The organism is Micromonospora sp. NPDC048063 (genome assembly GCF_043202855.1).
GTDB lineage: Bacteria > Actinomycetota > Actinomycetes > Mycobacteriales > Micromonosporaceae > Micromonospora.
Genome location: NZ_JBIDBG010000007.1, coordinates 1 through 24,490 on the forward strand (window position 1 = coordinate 1; position 24,490 = coordinate 24,490).

The following is a 24,490-nucleotide window of genomic DNA, read 5'->3' on the forward strand; positions in this document are numbered from 1 at the left end:
CCGCCCACCCCGACGGCAACACACCCTTCCCACCACCCGAGAACGAACCACCCCCCACACGACCCCACTCAAACGCCGCCGCACCACCAGGCAACGACGACCCACCCCCAGCGCCCGGCCCATCCCCGGCGCTCGGACGCTGCCTGGTCGGCTCAGGTACCGACTCGGCTCGCAGGATGCGCATATTGCGCCTCTCCTGCCGGTCTCGGAGATCTTTGATGAGCGCCTCGAACTGATCCACCGTCTTGCGCGTATTGATGATCTTGTAGGCGTGTCCGGTTCCGTCGACCAACGGCGCCTTGACCACGACGAAAACGCCGGTAACGAATTCCGGTCCGACCTGCCGCGACCACTTCCCTACCCGGTAGGTGACATCCGTCCCAGGGGTGACATTCACCTCCCCCCCACCGAACGTCATGTTCTCCGAACCAAACCTGAGTCTCAGGGGTCGGGGCAGGTAGGGTATCACTCGGTCTATTCGTTTGATCGAATGTATTGTGTCTTCGAACGTTGCTGGGTCGGAAAGATCCCACTGATTCTGCGGCACCCACAGTGCCCTTCTGCGCAGCGACTCGATGTCGCCTGCGGTGGGGGCGGGCTCCAGTTTCAGGTACAGCGCCCGTCCGGTAGGGCTATTTTCGGCCGGTAGCTCCACGACTGCGGCGGGTCGACCCAAGATGTCATACCCGAGCTCGACACGAACCCTCTCGATGTCCACAGGAAAGACAAACGACCTTCCGTCGACCACCACGGTCGGTGAAATGAAGACCGGACGGCCGGCGAACCCTACGTTCAACTGCCCAGAATTAGACTTGGGGTCCAGGGACGCCGTGATGTGGTAGGACTCGGCGAACGATGGGGGGGCGAATTCCCACGTCTGGCCGGGCACCTCCCGCAAGTCCGGCGCGACACCGCCGAAACCACCGGCCATCATGGTTTCGCTCGAACCCGGGACCGCCCCGCCCGCCCCTGCGGGCAACGACGACCCACCCCCGATGCGCGGACGCTTCGGGGCCCGCCGAGTTCCCGCCGGCCCGCTCACCTCCGACAGCGGGTCCAGCTGTTCGACCCGGCCGCCTACCGGATCATCCTGTTCGACCAGAGACTCGACCAGCGCGGGGTTCTCCGGCGGCGACGCCAGGTCGAACGGCGCTGGCAGATCCAACCCTGCCGGCAGGTCCGGGGAGTCGACCGGTGCAGTGATCCCCGGCGGCGCCGCCCCCAGGTCAAGCGCTTGCGTCAGATCCCTTGGACTGCGATACGACACCTGCCAACCGCCGCCCACCACCTCCTCGGCAGGCGGCTGCTCACCCGCTCCCCACCCAGAAGACGACCCACCCCGGGCGCCCGGCCCATCCTCGATGCGCGGACGCTGCGCGGCCCGCCCAGTTGCCGACTCGGCTCCCCTTTTGCGCTCGCCGAGCCTCATCTGCCGGTCTTCGAGCCTCATCTGCCGGTCTTCGAGCTGCTTTATGAAAGCATCGTAATCCGTCTTGCCCGTGGTGAAGAGCCGGAAGGCGTATTCGGGTTCGGACGCCGGCGCGTCCCGTCTTGGGACCAACGGCGCCTTGACCACGACGACAACCTCTTTGACGCTATCGACAAAGCCGTTGACGACATCTTTTCCGACCGGCCGGAGCCGCTCCCCTACTCCCAAGGTGATCGGCGTCCCAGGGGCGAGATTCACCTCCCGCCCATCTAACGTCTTTGCCGAGTTTCTGCCGATAGTAAGACGCAGAGGATTGGGCAATCGCCTTTGCGAGTCCATTTCGTCATCGAAATATCTCACCCGGGAAATGTTCCACCAATTCTCGCGTTCCCACAGCGACGCTTTGCGCAGCCACTCGATGTCGTCGATGGTGGGGGCAGGCTTGAGCAGTTGCAGATACAGGTCCTGTCCGGCCCCGCTCTTCTCTGCCGGCATTACCACGACCGCGAGGGGTTGACCATCCCAGCCATACCCGAGTCGGAGAATAACCTCCTTCATGTTCTGAGGGATGACAAATGGACTTCCGTCGGCCACCTTGACGGCTGGAATATGGGCTCTCTGGAGTTTTTCGCCTTCGGAACCCTTGCCGAAGCTGCGGCTCAATTGGCCGTTCTTGGGCACTAAGCCCGCCGCGATGTGATAGAAGAGGCCGACCGGCGGCTCGTCGAGTTGCCACGCCTGGCCGGGTGCCTTGTCTCTCAGTTCGGCCAGCTCGCTGTCAGTAAATTTGCGGTCGATCTCTAGGTAGGCAAACTTCTTGGCGCCGTTGGCCATGTACGGGATTTTGACAATACCGACACCCACCCCGTCGACCGACCCGAAGTCGATATCGACCATATCGCCCGAGAGGATCATGTGGTCAACACGAGTGAGTTCCACGTCCTTGCCGCCCAACCGGGTGCGCAATGCCGAGTACGCGTCGCTGCCGGCGTGAACGTAGGCGGGGATACGGAGGGTGAACGGGTCATTGAGTTTCCATCGGTAGTCACCTTCCCAGTCGCCGCCGTTGCCGAGGGCGTTGAGGTACCGACGGTGTGCTGCAAGTTCTTCGGCTTGACGGCGAGGGGAGGTGGGGCGTTGGCCAATGGCCGCGAGCTCGCGGTCAAATACGTATTTCAGGAGGGACCGGTGGCGCTTGGTAAAATTCCCTTCCGCCGTGGCGATTTCGGTTTTCAGTAGACCGAGCGCCTCGTTGAAAAGTCTGTCCCGTCGCTGCTGTTCGGGGTCGGATATCGAATTCCGCTGGTAGCCACTGGCGATGCGGGCGGCGATGTCGGCATCGTTTGGGTCACGAGGTTTAAGGATGATGTAACCACCGTTCCACCACACGACCGAGTGTGGGATGGCACCGTCATCGGACGACGGACCGATGTCGTCGTACGGGTCGCCGAACGGATGGTGGATCCGCATCGGCTGGTCCAACCCCTTGGCCAGGAGATGGAGAGCCACAGGCGCGACTTCCAAATCCGCAGATCGGGCGTTTGCGATCTTGTCGAGCCAGATCCGGTGCAGGGCATCTCGTCGCTGCTCGGACATATTCTCCGGATCCGGATACGGATACGGAAGAAGCTCCCTGAACCTCGACGATCCGCCCAGGGCGAGTTCCTCGGCCATTTGGCGGGACAACCATCCGCGCAATCCAGTCGGGGTGGTTATGCCTTTCTTCCCCAACTCTTCCCGGTAGGTGTTCAACACCGACTCGTTGAAGGCGTAGTTCGACCTGAGATCGACCTTCGCGGGATCGAATTCGAACACCTCGCGCGCCCACTCGCCAAACGCCGCCTCGGCAGCGGTTCCAGCGACCGTCAAGTATCGGACGGCCGCTTCCACTTCCTCTTCCCAGTCCGGCTTCTGCCCGCCCGACGGCGACCATCCCGGGCCGGCCGCCGGTGTCGGCGCTGCCGGCGAGCCCAGGGACCCGCCCGCTCCGCCGGTCTGCGGCTGCAGCCCATCCGAGAGATCCTTTGGTGTCGTGGCGCCCGCTGCCTGCATCGCCTTGGACGGGCCGCGTGGCGTGCTGGTGGAGGCGAGCAGGATGGCGCTGGTGTCGGTGCTGGTCGTGGTGTTCGGCCGCGGGTGTGCGGCGGTCTGGCCGCGCAGGTCGGTGATGGTGGTGGGTCGCCCGTTCCCGTCGAACGCGGCCAGCAGGGTGCTGGACATGAACAGGTGTTGTAGCCACGCATCTTGTTCTGGTTCGGGTCGGTTGACGGCGTCGGGCACCAGGGGGTCCCGCACCTGGATTCTCGGCGGCCCGGATTCCTGTGGCTGGCTGTAGAGGGCGAACACGTGCTGCTGCTCGTTCGGTATCGCGGCCTTGACCACGACCATCGACCCTGGCACGGCCCGCAGCGCGGCCAGCACGTCCTCTCCTGCTACTCCGTGCGGGTGGGGGCCGACAGGCTCGGGCACCGTGTCGAGGATCTCCATCAGTTGCGGCCAGCCCATGTTGGGCGCGAGCCGCCCGTCCGGTCCGAGGATCCGGTCGTCGAACACCGCCCGGTTGCCCAGCCGTTTGTACTCGGTTTGGAACACATCGAGCGTGGCCGCCACGCACCACCACGGGTCGCCGCTGCTGCCAGGCACCCCGTCCCCGGTGCGCGGGCGCTTCTCGACCGGCCCCGCCGTTCCTTCCGGCCCGGCTCGCCGTTTGCCGCTGTCGGTCATCTCCCGCTGCTTCTTGAACTCGTCGAACCACTCGTTCGACATGTTCGTGTCGATGAGCCGGTGGGCGTATCCGGACCGGTCGGCCAACGGCGCCTTGACCGCGGCGAAGACACTCGTGACGACGTTCGGCTCCTCCAGCCGGAAGAATCGGCCGACCCGCAGGGCGACCTCCGTCCCAGGGGAGAGATCCACCTCCCGCCCGTCCAACGTCCTGCCCGAGTTGTCCCCACCCAGCGCGAGCGGCAGCGGGTGGGGCGTCCGCTTGTCCTCCTGCATCACGAGATCGATGGACACTTCGTCGACAAGCGGCGGCGGCTCGATTGATTCCCACAGCGCCAGCGTGCGCAGCCACTCGATGTCGTAAGCGGTGGGCGGCGGCGAGGACAACTCCAGGTACAGGGGCGCTCCCGTGCCGTTCCTTCCGGCCGGTGCTTCCAGGACCGCCAGGGGTTGACCATCCATCCCGTACCCGAGCCGGAAACGCCCCTCCTTCAACTCCGCGGCGATGACCGGCGGAAGCCCGTCAGCCACCTCGACCGGTGGAATCGTGACTCTCTGGCCGCCGAAGGTGATGTTATTAAATACTCCGCTTTCGCTCACCGGCACCGTGATGTGGTAGAGATTGCCGAACTTCCACCGATCGGCGGTCTCCCACACCGGGCCGGCTGCCATGCTCCGCAGTTCGGCCAGCTCGCTGTCGGTGAACCTGCGGGCGAACTCCTGGTAGACGAACCTCTCGGTGCCGTCGGGCGCGGTGTACGGGATTCTGGCGATAGCGATACTGAGACCTTCGCCATCAACCTTTCCGACAACGACAGCGACCCTGTCGCCCGCGACGGCGACCCGACCGACATATTCGAGGAACACGTCGTTGTCGCCGACCCGGAACTGAAGATATGGGCGACCCCCGATGTCCTCGACGGGGACGGGGACGGTGAATGGGTCTTGCAGGTTCCAACGGTTCTCGTCTTCCCACTTGCTGTCCTCGCGGAGGGCGTCGACGTATCGGCGGTGCTCTTCGAGCACCTCGATGTGCCGGCGAAGGGAGCTGGGGCGTTGACGGACGGCCGCGAGGTTCCGATCGAATGTGTCCCGCAGAAGCGACCAGTGGCGGTTCGTCGTGTTCTGTTCCGCCGCGTCGACTTCGGCTTTCAGCACATCGAGCGCCTCGTCGAACACGGCATCCAGTCGGCGCAGTTCGGTGAGGGCCGTCGGTGACGGGAAACCCTCGACGATGCGGGCATCGTGTGGGTCACGAGGCTGGCCGAGGTGGTAGGCGCCGTTCAAGAAGACGACTGGTTGCGGTTTGGCGCCGTCATCGGACGGCGGACCGATGACGTGCGGGGCACCGAACGGGTGGTGGGCCTCCATCGGCAGACCCAACCCCCAGGCCACGATGTGGGGAACCACATGCACAACGTCGGGATAGCCGGGCTGGCGGTGTACGAGTTTGTTGAGCAGGTGCCGGTGCAGGGTCTCCCGTCGCTGCTCGGACATGTTCTCCGGATTCTCCGGATAAGGGAGAAATGCTCTGAACATCGACTGCTCGCCCCGGCGGAGGTCGGCGTCCAGGTGGCGGGCCACCAGCACGCCCAGTTCAGCCACGGTGGTGACGCCCGCCTGCGCCAACAGCTCTCCATGGGTTTTCAACACCGTCCCGTAGAAGACGTCGAGCGGCCCCGCGTCGCCCTCCGCGCGATCGATGTGGAAAACCGAATGCGCCCACTGCTCGAATGCCGCCAACTCGCTGCGGGTTTCCCCGGCCGACAACTGCCCGATCGCCGACTCAACTTTCGACCGCCGGGCCTCCGCCGCCCTTTCCATCAGCCTGGTCAGATCCGCCGCCGTGAGTCTGGTGGCGAACTCCTGGTACATGAAGGTTTCGGTTCCGTCGGGCGCGGTGTACGGGACTCTGGCCTCAGCGACGACATCTTCGCCGTCCATCCAGAAATCGACAGGGATCGTGTCGCCCAGGATGGAGATGGAGTGGAGCGAGCTGATACGCAGAACCTTGCCGCCCACCTCCATCATCAACTGTGCATTCTGGTTACCTTGGACCCGGACGGTGACGTAATGGGTGAACCAACCCGTTTGAGGCCTTCGGCTCTCGTCTTTCCAGCCGCTGGTCCGGCGGATGTGATAGAGGTACCGGCGGTGTTCTGTCAGGATGTCGGCCTGGCGTTGGGGCGATTCGGGGCGTTGACGGATGACCGCGAGCTTACGCTGGAACGCTTCCCGCAGGGCGGGCCAGTGTCTGCTGGCCGGACGAGGGTCCTGTTCCGCCTCGTTGATTTGCGCCTGCAGCAGACCGAGTGCCTGGTCGAACAGTCCATCCAGTCGCTGCTTCTCGTCGTCCGATATTGACGTCCGCTCGGGGCCCTCGGCGAGGCGGCCAGCGAGTGCGGCATCGGCTGGGTCAGGTAGCTGGCCGAGGTAGAAGGCGCCATCGTAGAGGACGAACGGATACCGGATGGCACCAGCATCGGACTCCGGGCCGATGCCGTCCGGGGCGCCGAACGGTTGGTAGATGCGCAGCTGGGGCAACTGCCGGGCCAGGATACGGACAACCACAGGCGCGACGTCGTAATCGCCGTTCTGGTGGTTCGCGACCTTGTCGATCCAGTTCCGGTGCAGGTCCTCTCGCCGCTGCTCGGACATGACCTCCGGATACGGAAACAACTCCCTGAACTCCGACGCGTCACCCAGGCGGAGCTCGGCGGCCAGGCTGCTGGCCGCCCACCCGCGCAGTCCGTTCGGGATGCGGTCGAGCTTCAAGTCCGCCAACTGCTGGCTGAAGGTGCGCAACACCGAGTAGAAGTCTGACTTCGGTCCGACCCCCGCGAGATCGATTCCGAGCACCTCGCTCGTCCACCGCACGAAATTCTGCTCGTCGCGTTTGCCCACGGCCGACAACTGTCTGATCGCCGAGGCCACTGTCCGCGACGAGTCCGGCGCTACACCGCCGGACCCACCGACCGCCGGCGCCCCACCCGACCCCGGGCCTGTCAGCACCCCCGCCTGCCCCGAGACCGCCAGGGCCTCGGTGATCTTGCGTTTCAGGTTGTCGAAGCCCTTGTTGTCCACACCCGTGTCGACAAGCCGGTAGACGTGTCCGGACCCGGACTTGTCGACCAACGGCGCCTTGACCACGGCGGGAATGGTGCCGGCGACATCCGCTCCGACCGACCCCGGGTCCTGCCACTTCCCCACCCACAGGGTGACCAACGTCCCCGGGGAGAGATCCACCTCCGCCCCGTCCAACGTCTTGGCCGGATCAGCACCGCCGACCGCAATAGACAGCGGACCGGGCGTCCACGTCCCCTCCTGCAACACGACATCGAAAGACATCTCCTCGGAAAGATCCCACCGGGCCGCCGGTTCCCACAACGCCTCCTTGCGCCGCCGCTTGATGTCGTCCACGACGAGGGCGGGCTTGCGCGCTTCCAGGTAGAGGGGCCGTCCTCTGACGTTCTTCTCGGCCTGCGCTACCAGAACCGCAGTGGGTCGGCCATCGTCCCTGGCATACCCGAGCAGGAGACGACCGTCCAGCTCGATAGGGAGGACAGGCGGAAGTCCGCCGACCACCGGGACCTGCGGGACCGTGAGCAATCTGTCGCTGGCCTCGGGGTCGCCGAAAACGCCGGCCACCCTCCCGCCTACACGGACAGGCAACGCGACCTGGTAGTAGTCGCTCGACAGCGGTGGGTGGTGAAGGTCCCACACCCGGCCGGCTGCCTTCCTCCTCAACTCGACCAGGTCACGTTCGTCGAGCTTGTGTTCGCTTCTTCGGTAGATGATCCTGTCGGTGCCGTCAGTCGCGTCGGTATACCGGAATTCCGCAACACCGATGTGGTCTTCGCCGAGTGTCCCGAAATGAAAAGCAACCCTATCGCCGCGCATGGCCAGTCGGTCGACATTGAGGAGAACCGTCAAGCTGCCGCCCAGCCCCACGCGCAACTGCGAGCTCCGCCGGGACTGCCCTTGAACGGCGAAGAGGTCGAGCGTAAACTGTCCACGGAGGTCCGGCTTCTCTTTCTCCCAGAGGCTATCCACACCGAGACTGTCGAGGTATCGGCGGTGTTCGACGAGTTCCCGGGCCTTTTTGCGGTAGGGGAAGTCGGGTTGTTTACGGATGACCGCGAGCCTGCGCTGGAAGAATTCCCGCAGGATGGGCCAGTGCTCGGCGTTGGTCGGATGGGGGTTCTCCTCCGCCGCCTTGATTCTCTCTTGCAGCAGATCGCGTGCTTCGTCGAACAGTTGATCTAGTCGCTGCTGCTCGTCGTCCGATATTGACGTCCGCTCGGGACCCTCAGCGAGGCGGCCAGCGAGTGCGGCATCGGCTGGGTCAGGTAGCTGGCCGAGGTAGGCGGCCCCATTGTAGAAGACGAACGGATACCGGATGGCACCAGCACCGGGCTCCCGGCCGATATCGTCCGGGGGACCGAACGGATGGTGGATCCGCATCGACAGGGGCAACGAAGCGATGATGTAAGGAACCACATGCGCAATGTCGTAATCGCCGTTCAGGTCGTTCGCGATCTTGTTAAGCCATTGCCGGTGCAGGTCCTCCCGTCGCTGCTCGGACATGACCTCCGGATACGGAAGCAACTTCCGGAACTCCGACGCCTCACCCAGGCGAAGGTCAGCGGCCAACTGCCGGGCCACCCACGCGCGCAGTCCAGCACTGCTGCGCTCGACCCCCGCGTCCTTCAACTCCCTCCCGAAGCGACGCACCACCGCGTTGTAGAAGCCGCTCGACCTCGGCGTGCGCTCCGTGAGATCGACCCCGAGCACCTCGCTCGTCCACCGCACGAAATTCTGCTCGTCGCGTTTGCCCACGGCCGACAACCGTCTGAACGCCGATTCCACTGTCCGCGACGAGCCCGGCGCTACACCGCCGGACCCACCGACCGCCGGCGCCCCACCCGACCCCGGGCCTGTCCGCACCCCCGCCTGCCGGGCACCGCCGGACCCACCGACCGCCGGCGCCCCACCCGACCCCGGGCCTGTCAGCACCCCCGCCTGCCCCGAGACCGCCAGGGCCGCGGTGATCTTGCGTTTCAGGTCGTCGAAGCCCTTGTTGTCCACACCCGTGTCGACAAGCCGGTAGACGTGTCCGGACCCGGACTTGTCGACCAACGGCGCCTTGACCACGGCGGGAATGGTGCCGGCGACATCCGCTCCGACCGACCCCGGGTCCTGCCACTTCCCCACCCACAGGGTGACCAACGTCCCCGGGGAGAGATCCACCTCCGCCCCGTCCAACGTCTTGGCCGGATCAGCACCGCCGACCGCAATAGACAGCGGACCGGGCGTCCACGTCCCCTCCTGCAACACGACATCGAAAGACATCTCCTCGGAAAGATCCCACCGGGCCGCCGGTTCCCACAACGCCTCCTTGCGCCGCCGCTTGATGTCGTCCACGACGAGGGCGGGCTTGCGCGCTTCCAGGTAGAGGAGCCGTCCTCTGACGTTCTTCTCGTCCTGCGCTACCAGAACCGCAGTGGGTCGGCCACCGTCCCTGGCATACCCGAGCAGGAGACGAGCGTCCAGCTCGGCAGGGAGGACAGGCGGAAGTCCGCCGACCACCGGGACCTGCGGGACCGTGAGCAATCTGTCGCCCTTTTTGGCCTTGGGGTCGCCGAAAAGGCCGGCCACCCTCTTGGCTGCACGCGGCCCGCGCGAACGGACAGGCAACGTGACCTGATAGTAGTCGCTCGACAGCGGTGGGTGGTGAAGGTCCCACACGCGGCCGGCTGCCTTCCTCCTCAACTCGACCAGGTCACGTTCGTCGAGCTTGTGTTCGCTTCTTCGGTAGATGATCCTGTCGGTGCCGTCAGTCGCGTCGGTATACCGGAATTCCGCAACACCGATGTGGTCTTCGCCGAGTGTCCCGAAATGAAAAGCAACCCTATCGCCGCGCATGGCCAGTCGGCCGACATTGAGGAGAACCCTCTCGATGCCGCCCAGCCCCACGCGCAACTGCGAGCTCCGCCCGGACCGCCCTCGAACGGCGAAGAGGTCGAGCGTAAACTGTCCACGGAGGTCCGGCTTCTCTTTCTCCCAGAGGCTATCCACACCGAGACTGTCGAGGTATCGGCGGTGTTCGACGAGTTCCCGGGCCTTTTTGCGGTAGGGGAAGTCGGGTTGTTTACGGATGACCGCGAGCCTGCGCTGGAAGAATTCCCGCAGGATGGGCCAGTGCTCGGCGTTGGTCGGATGGGGGTTCTCCTCCGCCGCCTTGATTCTCTCTTGCAGCAGATCGCGTGCTTCGTCGAACAGTTGATCTAGTCGCTGCTGCTCGTCGTCCGATATTGACGTCCGCTCGGGACCCTCAGCGAGGCGGCCAGCGAGTGCGGCATCGGCTGGGTCAGGTAGCTGGCCGAGGTAGGCGGCCCCATTGTAGAAGACGAACGGATGCCGGATGGCACCAGCACCGGGCTCCCGGCCGATATCGTCCGGGGGACCGAACGGATGGTGGATCCGCATCGACAGGGGCAACGAAGCGATGATGTAAGGAACCACATGCGCAATGTCGTAATCGCCGTTCAGGTTGTGCGTGATCTTGTTAAGCCATTGCCGGTGCAGGTCCTTCCGTCGCTGCTCGGACATGACCTCCGGATACGGAAGCAACTTCCGGAACTCCGACGCCTCACCCAGGCGAAGGTCAGCGGCCAACTGGCGGGCCACCCACGCGCGCAGTCCAGCACTGCTGCGCTCGACCCCCGCGTCCTCCAACTCCCTCCCGAAGCGACGCACCACCGCGTTGTAGAAGCCGCTCGACTTCGGCGTGCGCTCCGTGAGATCGACCCCGAGCACCTCGCTCGTCCACCGCACGAACTCCGCCGCATCATCGCGGGTCCCATCCACCCCACCACGGCGTTCCACGGCCGACAACTGCGCGACCGCCGAAGCCACGGTCTGCTTCCAGCCCTGCCGGGCGCCGCTGGACCCACCGACCGCCGGCGCCCCACCCGACCCCGGGTCCGGCTCGGTTGGTCCGGGGTTCTCCGGCAGGGGCCCGAGATCACGCTCCGGTTCCACCTGGTCCCACCCCGCCAGCAGATCCGACTCGACCGGGTCGGCACCCCACTCCGGCTCCCAGTCCATGTCGAACGGCGGTGGATCCTCCCCCGCCAGCAGATCCGACTCGACCGGGTCGGCACCCCCCTCCAGCTCCCAGTCCATGTCGAACGGCGGTGAATCCAACCCTGCCAGCAGATCCGACTCGACCGGGTCGGCACCCCCCTCCGACTCCCAGTCCATGTCGAACGTCGGTGAATCCAACCCTGCCAGCAGATCCGACTCGACCGAGTCGGCACCCCACTCCGGCTCCCATCTCTCATCGAGCGTCGGTGTATTCATTCGAAACACACCCATTTCAGCCAGTTCCGTTTCCAGATCCGGGTCCGCTACGGATGCCTGGGCACTAGACGCCGGGCCAGGACCAGACGAGCCGTTGTTTTCCGTTGGATCGGACGGCTGCCGGGGAAAGCCGGGCGGCTCGGGAGACGTGGCGCCCGCTGCCTGCATCGCCTTGGACGGGCCGCGTGGCGTGCTGGTGGAGGCGAGCAGGATGGCGCTGGTGTCGGTGCCGGTCGTGGTGTTCGGCCGCGGGTGTGCGGCGGTCTGGCCGCGCAGGTCGGTGATGGTGGTGGGCCGCCCGTTCCCGTCGAACGCGGCCAGCAGGGTGCTGGACATGAACAGGTGTTGTAGCCACGCATCTTGTTCTGGTTCGGGTCGGTTGACGGCGTCGGGCACCAGGGGGTCCCGCACCTGGATTCTCGGCGGCCCGGATTCCTGTGGCTGGCTGTAGAGGGCGAACACGTGCTGCTGCTCGTTCGGTATCGCGGCCTTGACCACGACCATCGACCCTGGCACGGCCCGCAGCGCGGCCAGCACGTCCTCTCCTGCGACTCCGTGCGGGTGGGGGCCGACAGGCTCGGGCACCGTGTCGAGGATCTCCATCAGTTGCGGCCAGCCCATGTTGGGCGCGAGCCGGCCGTCCGGTCCGAGGATCCGGTCGTCGAACACCGCCCGGTTGCCCAGCCGTTTGTACTCGGTTTGGAACACATCGAGCGTGGCCGCCACGCACCACCACAGGTCGCCGCTGCTGCCGGGACGCACCTGCTCCGCAGCGGCCGAGTTGGCGACCCGCTGCCCGGACTCGAACATCGCGACGGCCGGCCCAGTTGCCGCAACGGCCGGCTCGCCAAGCTTGCCAGGCACCCCACCAAGCGACGACGCCGCCGCACCACCAGGCAACGACACGTCACCGCGTACCGCACCGGCCACGTCCGCGGAAGGGTCTGGCTCGACCGGCGGGGTCGACGTCGACGTGGTCCGCGCTGCCACGTCCACGTGGCGCGCGAGGGCCGACGGGTCGCGCGGGTTGTCGGTCCCGTTCGGTGTCGGCACGATGTACCAGATGTCGTCCGGTCCCGCGTCCTCGCCGGCCCGGGCCTTGGCCCAGGTGCCGAGCATCTGCATGCTGCCGGTGTGGATCTGGTTGCGGGCGGGTTCGTACCAGCGCAGTTGCCCGGTGGGCAGGACCACGCCGGCGGCGACCGTGGACCCGGCCACGGCCAGCACCCGGGTGCCCGGTGGCGGATCGGCCGGCAGGTCGCGGGTCGGCCGGCTCACGGTGAACCCGGGCCCGGGGGCCCCGTCCAGCAGGTCGGCCATCATCTCGGCACGCCGCTGCGGGGTGTACGCCAACCAGGCGGCGGCCACGTCGTCGGGGCGGCCGGTCTCCACCGACCCGGCCGGCGGGGTGCTGGTGGTTTCCGGCCAGGCTGTGGTGTCCAGGCCGTTGGCCAACCCCCGCAGGCCGGCGGCGTCGACCGGCGGAGTCGCCTGGGTGACCCACTGGTGGGCCAGGTACCCCTGGTGCCGGTTCAGGTTCTCCACCAGGGCGGCCACCGCCGTGGCGAAGTCGTGCCGCGACTCGATCTCCGCCTCGTGCAGGATCTCCAGCCGGGATTCCACATCGGGCCGGCCCCGGTGCGGGGCCAGATCGTCCTGGACGCGCTGCGGCAGCCGCCGCACGGCGTCGTCGAGGGTCTCCGGGCGGCCGGTGGCGTCCAGCCGCACCATCTCCCCGCCCGGGTAGGCGAGGTACGGCGGCTGTGCGGTGCTACCACCGTAGACCCGCAGTTCGACCGGGGTGTCCAGGCTCGCGGCGAGGTCCCGGGCGAGTTGTACCCGGTCCAGTTCGTGTACGGCGGTCTCGTCCGCCGGGGCGGTCGCGGCGTTGTCGGCCTGCCGGGTGGGGTCGGTGCTCAGCACCACGCGCGCCGGGGGCGTGCCACCGTGCTGCGCGCGTACCGAGCGGTCCAGCTCCTGGACGGCGGACCGGCCGTGGCCGGAGCGGGCGATGTCGGCCAGCGCGGCGTCGATGTCCATGACGGGGGTGCCGCGTGGGGTCGGTGGGACCGGCAACGCCATCGCGTCGACCTGATGTTGTGCGGCGTCCCGGGCGGCCTCGCGGGCCGTCCTGGCCTCGTCGAGCATCCGTACCGTGTTGGTGTGCGCCTGCGCGGAGATGTCGCGGGCCCGGAACTCCTCGCTCGCGGTCTCGACCTGCCGGCGCAGGTCCGGCAGCTCCGAGCGGACCCGGTCGAGGTTCTGTCCGGCGTCCCGGAGGTCGCTGGTGGCTTTCTCCAGCGCCGTCCGGGCCGTGTCCAGTTCCCGCTGCGCCTGGAGAAGTTCTGCCTGGGCGGCGGCCAGCCGTGGCTCGTCCTGGCTGGTGGCGAGGTCGTCGACCGCCTGCCCGGCCGCTGACTCCAATTCCTCTCGTCGCGTCACCTCCGCTTCGAGTCCCGGCATCGCACGGTTGAGGTCGCCGATGTTCTCCTCGAGCCGGGCGCGTTCGCCTTCGGCGGCGGTGACGGCGGTCCTGGCGGCGTCGAGCGACTCCTCTGCGGCGTCCCGGGCGCCCTGCGCGTCGCGTTCGTTCCGGCGCGCCTGGCCGAGGTCGTCGACGGTGCGCTGGAGTTCCTGGGTGGCCTGCTGGAGGCGCTCCCGCGTCACCTGCCGCACCCGGGCAGCCTCGGCATCCGGAGCGTCCGGGGCCGGATCCGGATCCGGTGCGGTGGTGAACAGCCGATCGGCGAGGTGGCGCAGTGCCGGCCCACGGGTGCCGGTGGCGTTGTCAGCGAGGTTGCGGATCGTCTCGGCCCACTGTTGCCGCTGCGGCGCGGAGAGGGTCTGACGGGCGTCGCGCACCAGCGTGGTGACGGCGGTGTCGGGAACGTTCAGGCCGGCGAGCGTGTCGGCGGTGAGGTGCAGGATCGCCGCGTCGACGGCGTCGACCGGACCGTCGAGGGTGGCGGCCAGGTTACCGAGGGCCGACACGGCGGCCGGGTCGGCCAGATCCGGCCGGGCCAGCAGGTTGGTCAGCATCTCCTGCCGCCCGGTCGGCGCCCCCGGGGCCGGGGCAGGCACCGGGGCCGGAGTCCCGGCCGGGGCCGGGGTGGGTGGGGTGGGGCCGAGCAGGTATTGGTACCCGTCGTCGAGGTGGCCGTAGCGGGCCAGGGTGAGCAGCGCGTCCCGGGCGGCGAGGTCGACGCCGTGGGGCAGTCCCGCCCGGCGGATCTGAAGCTCGCTGTGCGCCCGGTCGGAGAGCAGGTCCGCCCGGTGGTCGTCGAGGAAGGTGCGGGAGTCGTCCCAGTTGCCGATGGCGAGCCACTGCTCGAGGGCGGCGGATGCCGGGGGCATCGAATGGTGCACGACGTGGGCCGGCGGCAGTGGGGTGTCTGCCGACAGCCGGGTGTCCGGCGTCCCGGCCCAGGCGCCGGCCGGTGGGGGCAGCGCCGGGATCAGGTCGTCGAGAGTGGAGACGTTCCGCCACGCCTGGGCCAGGGCGGTCGCGGTCGTCCCGGACGCGGTCAGCCTGGCGGCGGCGTCCGGTGCCAGGTCGTCGAGCAGGTTGATGTTGTGGTACAGCATCCGCTCGTCGGCGGGGAGCGCGGCGCGTAGCGTCGCCACGTCGTCGCGGCCGGCTGCCGCGGGCAGCCGGTCGACCAGGTCTTGCAGGGTTTCCGGCCAGTTCTGTTGGGGGTTGATGGTCCACGCGGCGGTGGCGATGGCCCGGAAGGTGTCCAGTGGTCCGACGGCCGGGTCGAGGATGTCGGCCACGGCCCGCAGGATGCCCGCGTCGGAGACGGCCTCCCGCTCCGGCCGGGGCTGGGTGACCCGGGGGTCGGCGTCGACGAGGTCGGCCAGCGCCCGCAGCCCGGCCGGCGCGACCGGGTCGATCGGGCCGGTCGGGTCGGTCGGTGCCACCGCGGCCACCGCGTCGGCGAGCACGCGGTGGCGGGCCGCCGCGTCGGCGGCGTCGAGGTAGTCGAAGGCGGCGGTCAGTTGTCCGGCACGGATCGCGTCCAGCAGGGCCTGGTGCCGGTCGAGGACCGGATCGCCGGGCGGCGCCGGGGCCGTCTCGGGTTGGGTCGTGTCGGGTTGGGTCGGCGGGGTCGGGGGTGGCGTGTGCCGGGCCTGCTGCTGGTCCTGCGTCAACCGCGCCGCGGTCGGGTCGGCGCGCAGCGCCGCGAGGTTGTCTTCCGCGAACTGCCGGGACGCCGCCCAGTTGCCGTCGTGGAGCAGCCAGCTCGTCAGCGCGTCGGGCTCGGCCAGGGTGACGGCCTGCGCCCCGGCGAGTACGTCCTGGAACTGCTGGTTGTCGAGGGTCCGCTCGGCCGTCCCGAGGGCGAACGGGTCGTAGAGCCGGTAGGTGCCGTCGGCGTCGACACGTGCTGCGGCGGCGCCTTGGGGGCGGGAGATCCACAGTCGGGTACCGGGGCGCAGCGTGTCCGGTGCCTGGGGTAGTGGCCCGGTGGTGGTCCATCCCGGGGGCAGGGCGGGGGCCAGCAGCCGCCGTGCCTGGCCGGCCCGCGTCTGCGGGGTGTCGGTGTCGTGCCGGGTAGCGTGGCCCGCGAGGGGGTTCGCCGATCGGGCGGGCAGGCCCTCGGTGATCCACTCGCGGGCGCGGTCGTCGGCGTCGGCGCGTGCCTGCCGGATGTGCGTCTCCAGCTCCGGGCCCAGCTCCGCGGCGGCGTCCATCTGCACCGGGGTGCGCCCCAGCAGCTCGTGGTAGGTGGCGATCTGCCGCCGCAGGCGAATCCCGGCAGCGTCGGCCCTCAGCTTCAGGTCACGGTCCAGGTCGAAGATCACCTCGGGGGCCGTGATCGGGGCGAACGTGCCGTCCGGGCCCTCCCGCAGCTCGGTGATCCAGCCCTGCGGGTCGATCCGGTACCGGCTGGCCGCGCCCTGGTCGTCGGTGACGGTCAGGTCGAGGTGGGTCTTCAGCTCGAACGCCACCACCCGGGCCACCGTGCGCGGGTCCTGAGCGAGCAGTTCCACCTCCTCCGGCGGGGTGACCGACGCGGAGCCCGGCGGCAGCACCGCCTGCACCCGCTCGACGATCTCCGGGATCCGCTCGTTGAACTGCCGCACGTCGGCTGCGGACGGCGCGGCGCCGACCGCGAGTTTGCCGACCCGGTTCCTCCAGGTCTTCAACTCGGCGAGACCGGCGGTGGCCTGCTGCGTGGCGTTGAGCCGCTGGAGGTGACCCACCGCCCAGTCCAGGGTCAACTCGTACCGGCGGCGGGTCTGCTCGGCGGCGCTGGCGGTGAGCCGGAGCGGGCTGACCGGGTCGTAGTGGTTGCCGATCTGGTCGCGGATCAGCAGGGCGGCGTGCTGGGGCGCCTGTTGGGGGTCGAAGGTGCCGGCGTCGATGACACGGCCGGCGACCGGGGCGGCGGCCATACCCGCCGGGGTGGCCCGTTGCAGCAGACCCTCCAGGCCGATCGTGGGGGCGTCTGCCGCTGGTGCGGGCCAGGCGGCCGGGTTGTTCGCCTTCCAGTCGTACCGTTCGGAGAGCGCGCGCTGGAGCTCGTGTACCTCGCCGGCGAACATCTCGTAGAACCCGTCGCCGCTTATCCAACCGGTGCCGGGGGCGTCGTCGGCCTCGAACAGCGCCGGGTCGATCGGCGCCAGGCCGGCGTCGCGGTGGAAGGCGCTGTGCCAGTGCGGGACCGCGACGAAACGGGCCCGGGCGCGGATCCGGACCAGGTACGTCACCCCCTGCATCTTGAGGTGGTTCTCGAGCCGCTTGGTGTCGTCGAAGGTGGCGCTGTGGCTGGCCGGCGCGGTCCGGTTCGCGCCGGTGGTGATCTTGCCGGCGACCGTCTTGTCCTCCTGCACGCCGACGTTCGTCGTCCCGAACGGGGGCAAACCGTAGGACGCCTCCGCGTCGAGGTTGGGCCGCCACCGGTTGCGCGACTGGGTGAACGCGGTGGTGAACGCGATCTTGGCGTACCGGCCGGTGCCGGTGGTGGTGATCCTGCTGATGATCTCCAGCGAGTAGGGCTCGACGTACATCCGCATGGCGACCCGGTTGTTGGACGCGCCGGCGACGAACAGGTGCGAGCCGAGCAGGTATCCGCCGTCGCCCAGCCCGTCGGAGAGGTGGTTGTCGACGTTGAGCCGGGACAGCAGGCCGTCGAGCGCCACGCTGCCCCGGTAGGCCGGGTCGTTGGCGTGCGAGCCGAGCACGTTGCCCATGAGGTGCCGGGCGGCCGGGTAGAGTTCGTCGATCAGGGCGTTGACGTAGGCGTCGCGGGGCAGCGACGGCAGCGCGCGCAGGTCCAGCTGCGGCGACCGGGGGACGGGGGTGGCCTCGGCCAGCCCCCGGGGCACCTTGAAGTCGATCCGCCCCTCGTAGTGACGGGTCAGCACCGGCTCCACCGGCGCGAGGGTGATCCAGTCGGCGAAACCGGCGGGCGCCTGGTGCAACGCCCAGTCCGCCGCGTCGTTCAGGGCCGTCATCACGTGGTTCACCAGGTAGCTCGGCTGCCAGCCGTGCATGTGCACCCGGCTGAACTTCAGGGTGAGGCCGATGAGGGACCTGGCCAGGTAATGCCCCGTCCAGTCGTAGACGGTCTGTTCCCGGACGACCTGCGCGGCGCCCTTGACGCTGCGCCCCCCGCCCGGCGCGAACGACAGCGACCCGGCGGTGGACACCGGGACGCCGTCGACCGAGAAGCCGAACTTGGCCGGCATGAGGTTCCAGCCCAGCGCCTGCCCGATGATACGAGCGGTCGCGCGGTAGGCGTGCCCGTAGTTCTCGATGCCGTAGTCGGCAACCCAGTCGGTGTACCAGGGACTGTCTCCCAGGGTGGCCGAGATTTCCAGCTTGAACATCCGGGCCGCCACCGGGTTGCGCTGGTCGACCAGGTAGAACGACACGCCGTTGTAGCGGTGCAGCATGTCGGCGAACACGATGTTGGCGCGTTGGCCGGCGAGCGTGGACTGGAGCGTTTCGAGGCCGCCGGGCAGCGCGCCGACCACCGACTCGTCGGGCGAGACCATCAGGACGCCCCAACTGGTCCCCGCCCCCGGCCAGTTGTCGTGGCTGGCGCCGAGCAGCCCGGGCCGGCCGGCGTCCACCAGCTCCCGGACGGCGTCCAGCACGGTCGTGGTGGGGCGTGGCCCGCCGTCGGCCGGTGCCGGCCCGGTGAACAGCGTCACCTCGTCGACGCCCGCGTGGCCCAGCGTCCGGTCACCGGTACGGGTCAGGTAGGGCGGCATGGTCAACGCGCTGAACGGGTTGACGTTCGGGTCCAGGGTGATCCCGAAGTCGGTGGTGAACTGCGCGCGGCGGCGCGGGTCGAGCACCGCGCCGCGCTGGGCCAGGTCCACGTGCCGGTCGGCGAGCGTGTGCGCCCACGTCTGGACCCGGTGCTGGATCAGGTACGTGCCGAGGTCGGGCAGACCGGCGGCGGTGCGGCTGGCGGCGCGGTCGGCCAGTTCGCCACGCCACCGGCTGAGCAGCCCCGCCACGGTGTTGCCGCTGAGCACCAACTCGCCGCGGGACCACCGGCCCATCGCGTCGAGCAGCTGCACATCGCTGATCGGCAGCTTTCCGGCCGCGTACTGCGCCAGGGCCTCCGCCTCGGGCAGGATGAACTGCATCATGCGGCCCCGCAGGTCGGCTCCGGGTGGCACGCTGACCCGGCTGACGACGAACCCGACCTGCTTGTGGATGCCGGCGCGGACGTTGATGTCGTATTCCGCCTCGAAGGCGTACCCCCGGCCGAAGGCCAGCTTGAGCATCTCCAGGCCGCCGACGCGCTTATTCTCCGCCGACTCGTTCTTGCTGACCCGCACGCCCGCCGACTCGCCGAAGCTGAACTTCCACGGACCGAAGTCGTGGCCGAGGCCGATGTTGGGCAGGTTGAACCCCCACGTGGACGACTTGTGGGCGGCGTTGACGATCTCGGCCAGCTCAAGCTCGATCAGGCCGGTGACGTACTGGTCCGGGGTGGCTCCGACGAACCGCACCCCCCGGATATCGGACACCTTGACCGAGAGCGCCGCTCTGGTGGTCGCCACGAAGCCCGGCTCGACCAGGGTGGTCGCGCCGTACTGGCCGAGCACGGCCTCCTTGAACCGCGACTGGAAGGTGATGTGGTTGGTCAGACTGGCCACCGGCCCGGTCATCGGCTGGCCGGCCTGGGTCAGCTCCTGCGGCAACTGGTCCTGCGCTGCGGCGTGCAGGCCGTGCGCGTCGACGAAGTACACGATGCCCTGGTTGAGCACCGACGGTTCGGTGTCGCCGGGGGCCACCTCGCTGAAGGTGGCCGGGTCGGTGTTGAACTTCAGCAGCGCGGCGTGCACGTTGGCGCGGATCAGCTCCGGCGAGACGATCGGGGTGGCCCGGTCGCTGATCCGGACCACGAAGCCCAGGTCGTACGGCAGGTTGACGAACATCACCCGGCTGCTGGTCTCCTTCAGCTCCGGCCGGTTGACCACCCGGGTCACCCGCTCGGCGGCGCCGACGTTGCGGCTCACCGACCCGCCGAGGAGTCCGACGGACCGGAGCTCCTTGACGCTCGGCGGCATCGCGGTGTTCACCCCGGCCTCCGCCAACCAGCCCTGGTTGCCGCTCGCGCCCTGGCCGGCGATGCCGAGCGACATCCCGAGGGTGACCGTGCTCACCTCGTCGCTGAGCCGTTCGAAGTGCACCGAGTTGCCGTCCGCGTCGACGTCCGCGGAGATCCGGGGGATCGCGTAGACGGTCACCGTGGCGGTACGCATCACCCCGTTGCGCCAACTGTGCAGGGTGAGCGGCATTCCCGCTTTCGGGGCGGGCGCGTCCGGGTCGTCGACGGCAGCGGCGCCGTCCTGGACGAGCGGGTCGAAGTGCGACTCCAGGCCGTCGCCGCTCACCATCTTGTTGAGCAGGTCCAGGTTGTCCATCAGGGCGTCGGTGTCGGGGCGGGCGACCTTGTCGTAGGCGTCCCGCACCCCGTCGACCACCCGGCCCAGCAGCGGCCGTTCCTCCAGGGGAGTACCGGGATCCGGGGTCGCCGGCCGGCTCTGCTCCCCGTGCGCCCACGGCCGGTCCGGGTCCGTCGGAAGGAAACCCTCGTCGGCCAGCACCCGCATGAGACCGGCCCGGAGCTGCCGCACCGCCGGCTTGTCGATCCTCGGCAGGGACTGACCCAGCAGGCCCCGCCCCTCGAGGACGTGCCGGGGCAGCACGTTACCGCCGGTGTCCTCCGGGTGCACGCCGGTGTTGCGCAACCGCTGCCGCCACTGGTCGTGCGGCACCGACCGGGGTCGTCCGCCTGCCGGCACCACCGCCAGGTCACCGTCCGCAAGACCGGGCATGGGATCGGGGGCGAAGGCGTCCGCGTCGACGCTGAACCCGTAGTCGAAAGCGTCCGGCTCGGACATCCGGAGCACCGCCGACCCGTTCACCACCGGCGTCGGATGCGGCCACTCGCGCGGGCGGCGGGAGGTGACCACCTCGGCGTGCCACTCGATCGGCACCTCATGGCCGACCGTCTGACCGGTGCGCCGACCGACCACGACGTTCAGCGACGCCACCGTGACGCCACCACCGTCGTTGCTGGTCCAGCTCATTCCCGCACGGGCGGAGAGACCGAGCTTGGCGTTCTCCTTGTACGCCCGTGGATCGTCGAGACGCCTGGCCAAGGGCAGGTCTACCGCGCCACCGAGGGACAGCCCGGCGGACTGCTGGAGGGTGAACTCGCCGCCCTGCCCCACGATGCCGGTACGCACCTGCTCGATGTGGGCCTTGTCGCTGCTGGCGCCCACCCGCGTGGAGCCGCCGCCGAGGCCCACCTGCACGGAGCCGCCGAGACGACGGCCGTAGACCCGGATGCTGGCCGCCGCGTGCCCGTCGTCGTGCAACGTGAACGCGTAGCCCCGGGTCAGCGCGCCGGCGTCGCCGTCCGTCTCCGGCGTCCGCCGGTTGTTCACCGCCTCGTCGAAGTGGGTCTCCAGGTTCCACAGCTTGCGCTGCAACTCGTTGCGCATCGGACTTTCGATGGACATGTCGAAGCCGTCGGCGCGCAGCCGGTCGATGACGAGGTCGTACAGCTCGTTCAGGCCGGTGATGTTGCTGGCGGAGAAGAGCTCCGGGACCCGCGTCAGGTTGTCCCGCAGGTGCTCGGGCAGGTCGGCGACCACCTGCTCGCCGGCGTTCTCCAGCAGGTGATCGGGGATCGCCACCACCAGCCGGGCCGGTTCCTGCCCGTCCGGCGGCTCCGGCACCTCCACCGCCTGCCACGGCTGTTCGTCGCCGCGCGCCTCGATCAACCACCCCGGCTTGTACGAGTAGAACGTCGAATTCGCGCGGGTGTCGGACACCCGACCCTTCTCCGCGTCGATCAGGTAGGCGGACTTCTGGTCCACCTTGTTGAGGGTGGCGTTGAAGCGGGGCCCCCAGTGGGTCGTCGGGCCGAGCGGCACGTCGACGTTGAAGTCACCCCGCAACCGCACCGCCCGCGTCGGGGTCCCGTCCGACTGGCTGTGCGCACCGGTCTGGAAAACACCCTGGGTGAACTGGTTGGCGTGGAAACGGCCGTTCTCACTCGTCAGGCCCTCGGTGTCGTCCAGCGACGGCCCGGACGCCTCCGTGTCGAACGAACCCGCCGGGTTCGACACCAACTGCGGGTCCTCCGGCCGCAGGCGGGCCCGCACCTCCATGCCACCCAGCGTGAACACGTACCCGTCTTCGGAGACCACCTGCGGGTAGTTGTTGAGCAGCCGCTCATGCAACTGTTCCCATTCGTTGTCCCCCACGGTGACGCCCCGCCGGGTCGCCTCCGCGCGCAGCCCCTGCTCGATGCGGTCCAGGTCCGGCAACGCCGCCTTGGGATCGCCCAGTGCGAGCGCCCGCCGGTCCGGGTTGGCCGGCCGCGCCGGGGCCTGCGCAGACGACCCGTCGGGATCGGGTGCGGCCGGTCCGGCGCTGGCCTCGTTGCCGAAGACCCGCACATCCCGGTCGGCCTCGGGAACACCGGACAGCAGCCGGGCGGCCGCGTCGGCCACCTCGCGCGGGATGGGACCACCCCGGGACTGGACAACCACGGCCACCCCGGTCGCGGGGGCCGCCAGGGCATCGGGGGACAGCGTGTCCGGGCTGGTGCCGTTCTGCGCGAACAGGACGACCCCCCGGTGCTCCCGGACCCTCCAACCCCGGTACACCTCGAACCCACCGGCGGCAGCCGGTCGCAGGCCCAGCGGCCCCGGCTGCCGAGGCGGTGCCGGACGCAGCGGCACCCGCCAGGCGTGCGCGGCGGCCGGGAAGGTCTCCTGACCCCGGGCGTCGACCGGGATCAGCTCGTCGACACCGGCCGGCTGCCGGCCCACCACGGAGACCGGCAACACCACCTCCAGCCGCCCGCCGAACCACTCCCGCAACAGCTCCGCCACCCGGGCAGCGGCGGCGCCGGGCGGCGTACCCGGTGTGCTGGTGGCCGGTGGCGCGACGAACACCTGGAGCGGGCCGGAACCCGGCGGAAGCCCCCGACGGACGGCCTCCACGACGGCGACCGGGTCGCCGACCGACTCGTCCACCACCAGCCGGGGCCGGTCCGGGCTGGCCAGGTCGGACCAGTGCAGGGTCGTGGCACCGGCCGGCGGCCGTGGACCGGTGTGGGCGAGCACCCCACCCGGAACGTGGCTCAGCTGGACCCCGGCCGGAAGGCCGGACACCTCCGACGGGACGAGAGTACGTCGGTCCAGCCCCAACCCCGACGTGATGAGCCGTTCCGGCGCCGCCGCCGGCATGCCCCCGAAGATCCGGCCGACCCGGTCGCGTACCCGCTCGGGCAGCGGGGTCGCCCGCCAGCCCAGGAACACCGCCGGCTCGGCCAGCCAGCCACCGGTGTCCGGCAGCAACCGACGCGCCCCGTCCAATTCGGACTCCGGCCCGATCCACAGATGGCTACCGCCGTCCCACACCACCCAACCGTCACCGAGCCCGTACACGCCGGGCGACTGCTCGATCAGCCCGTACGGGGCGGGCCGGCGCGGTGCACCGGCGCTCTCGGGCAGGAACAGATACCGCTCCGGCCGCCCACTGAAGAACGTCACCTCGCCGTTGGCGTCCAACGGGACGACCTGCGGGCCGGGCACCGGCCGGTCCCGCAACGCCGACCGGGGCACCGACAGCATGGCCGAGGACTGCCCCAGCGCCTGCGCGGTGACCTCCAGCGCCCGGGCCACGCTGACCGGCTGGTCCTGCGGCCAGTGCAGGACAGCCATGGTGGCGTCCTGCGCCCGCAACCCGGCCAGCGCGGCACCGAGACGGTCCGGGTCGAGCACCGAGGAGTGCAGCAGAACGGCCGGGCCGGGACCCGTCGGGGCCAACACCCGCGAGCTGATCGGGCCGGGCACGGTGCCGCCGTCGTGCAGCAGCACACCGCCCACCGCGCGCTGGAGCCGCAGGTTCTCCGGCAGCCCCTCGGCCATCACGACCAGCGGCGCGTCCGCGGACGCGGCCGGCCGGACGACCTGCTGCTGACTGTCCTCGGCAACCGGTACCGGCGGTTGCGGGGTCGGCGCGAGCTGCTGCGGGGGTACGGCCGACGGCTCGACCGCCGCAGGGGTTTCCGGCACCAACGCGTCGAAGTGGACGCCCGGCCGATCCGGGTCGGCGGCCACGGGGGCCAGACTGACCGGGGTGCCCCCGGCCGGGCCGTACCCGCCCACCGGCTGCACCCCGTCCGGGGCGACCTGGGAAATCTGCATCCCAGCACCGGTCGCGTGCGCCAGCAACGGCGCCAGGAACTGGCCAGCCGGGCTGTCCGACAGGTTCGCCCAGTCGTGCACGGCAGCCTTCACCGCGGCCAGTTCCCCGGGGTCGAGCTGGCGATCGGGGTCGGTCAACAGCTCGAACAGGTGACGGCCGGCGTTCGCCGGATTCGCCCACATCTCGTCGAGACGTGCCCGCGCGGTGTCCGGGTCCAGGTGACCGGCGTCCACGAGTTCACCGACGCGCCGCCGCGCCTGGTCGGGGCT

The 24,490-nt window shown here is 69.3% G+C and carries 1 pseudogene (cut by a window edge); it reads right to left on the reverse strand.

The features are described from left to right. Positions 1-24,490, reverse strand: a pseudogene (locus ACGFZ2_RS18620) (hypothetical protein); its annotated part runs 3,930 nt beyond the window's last position; the annotation flags it as partial.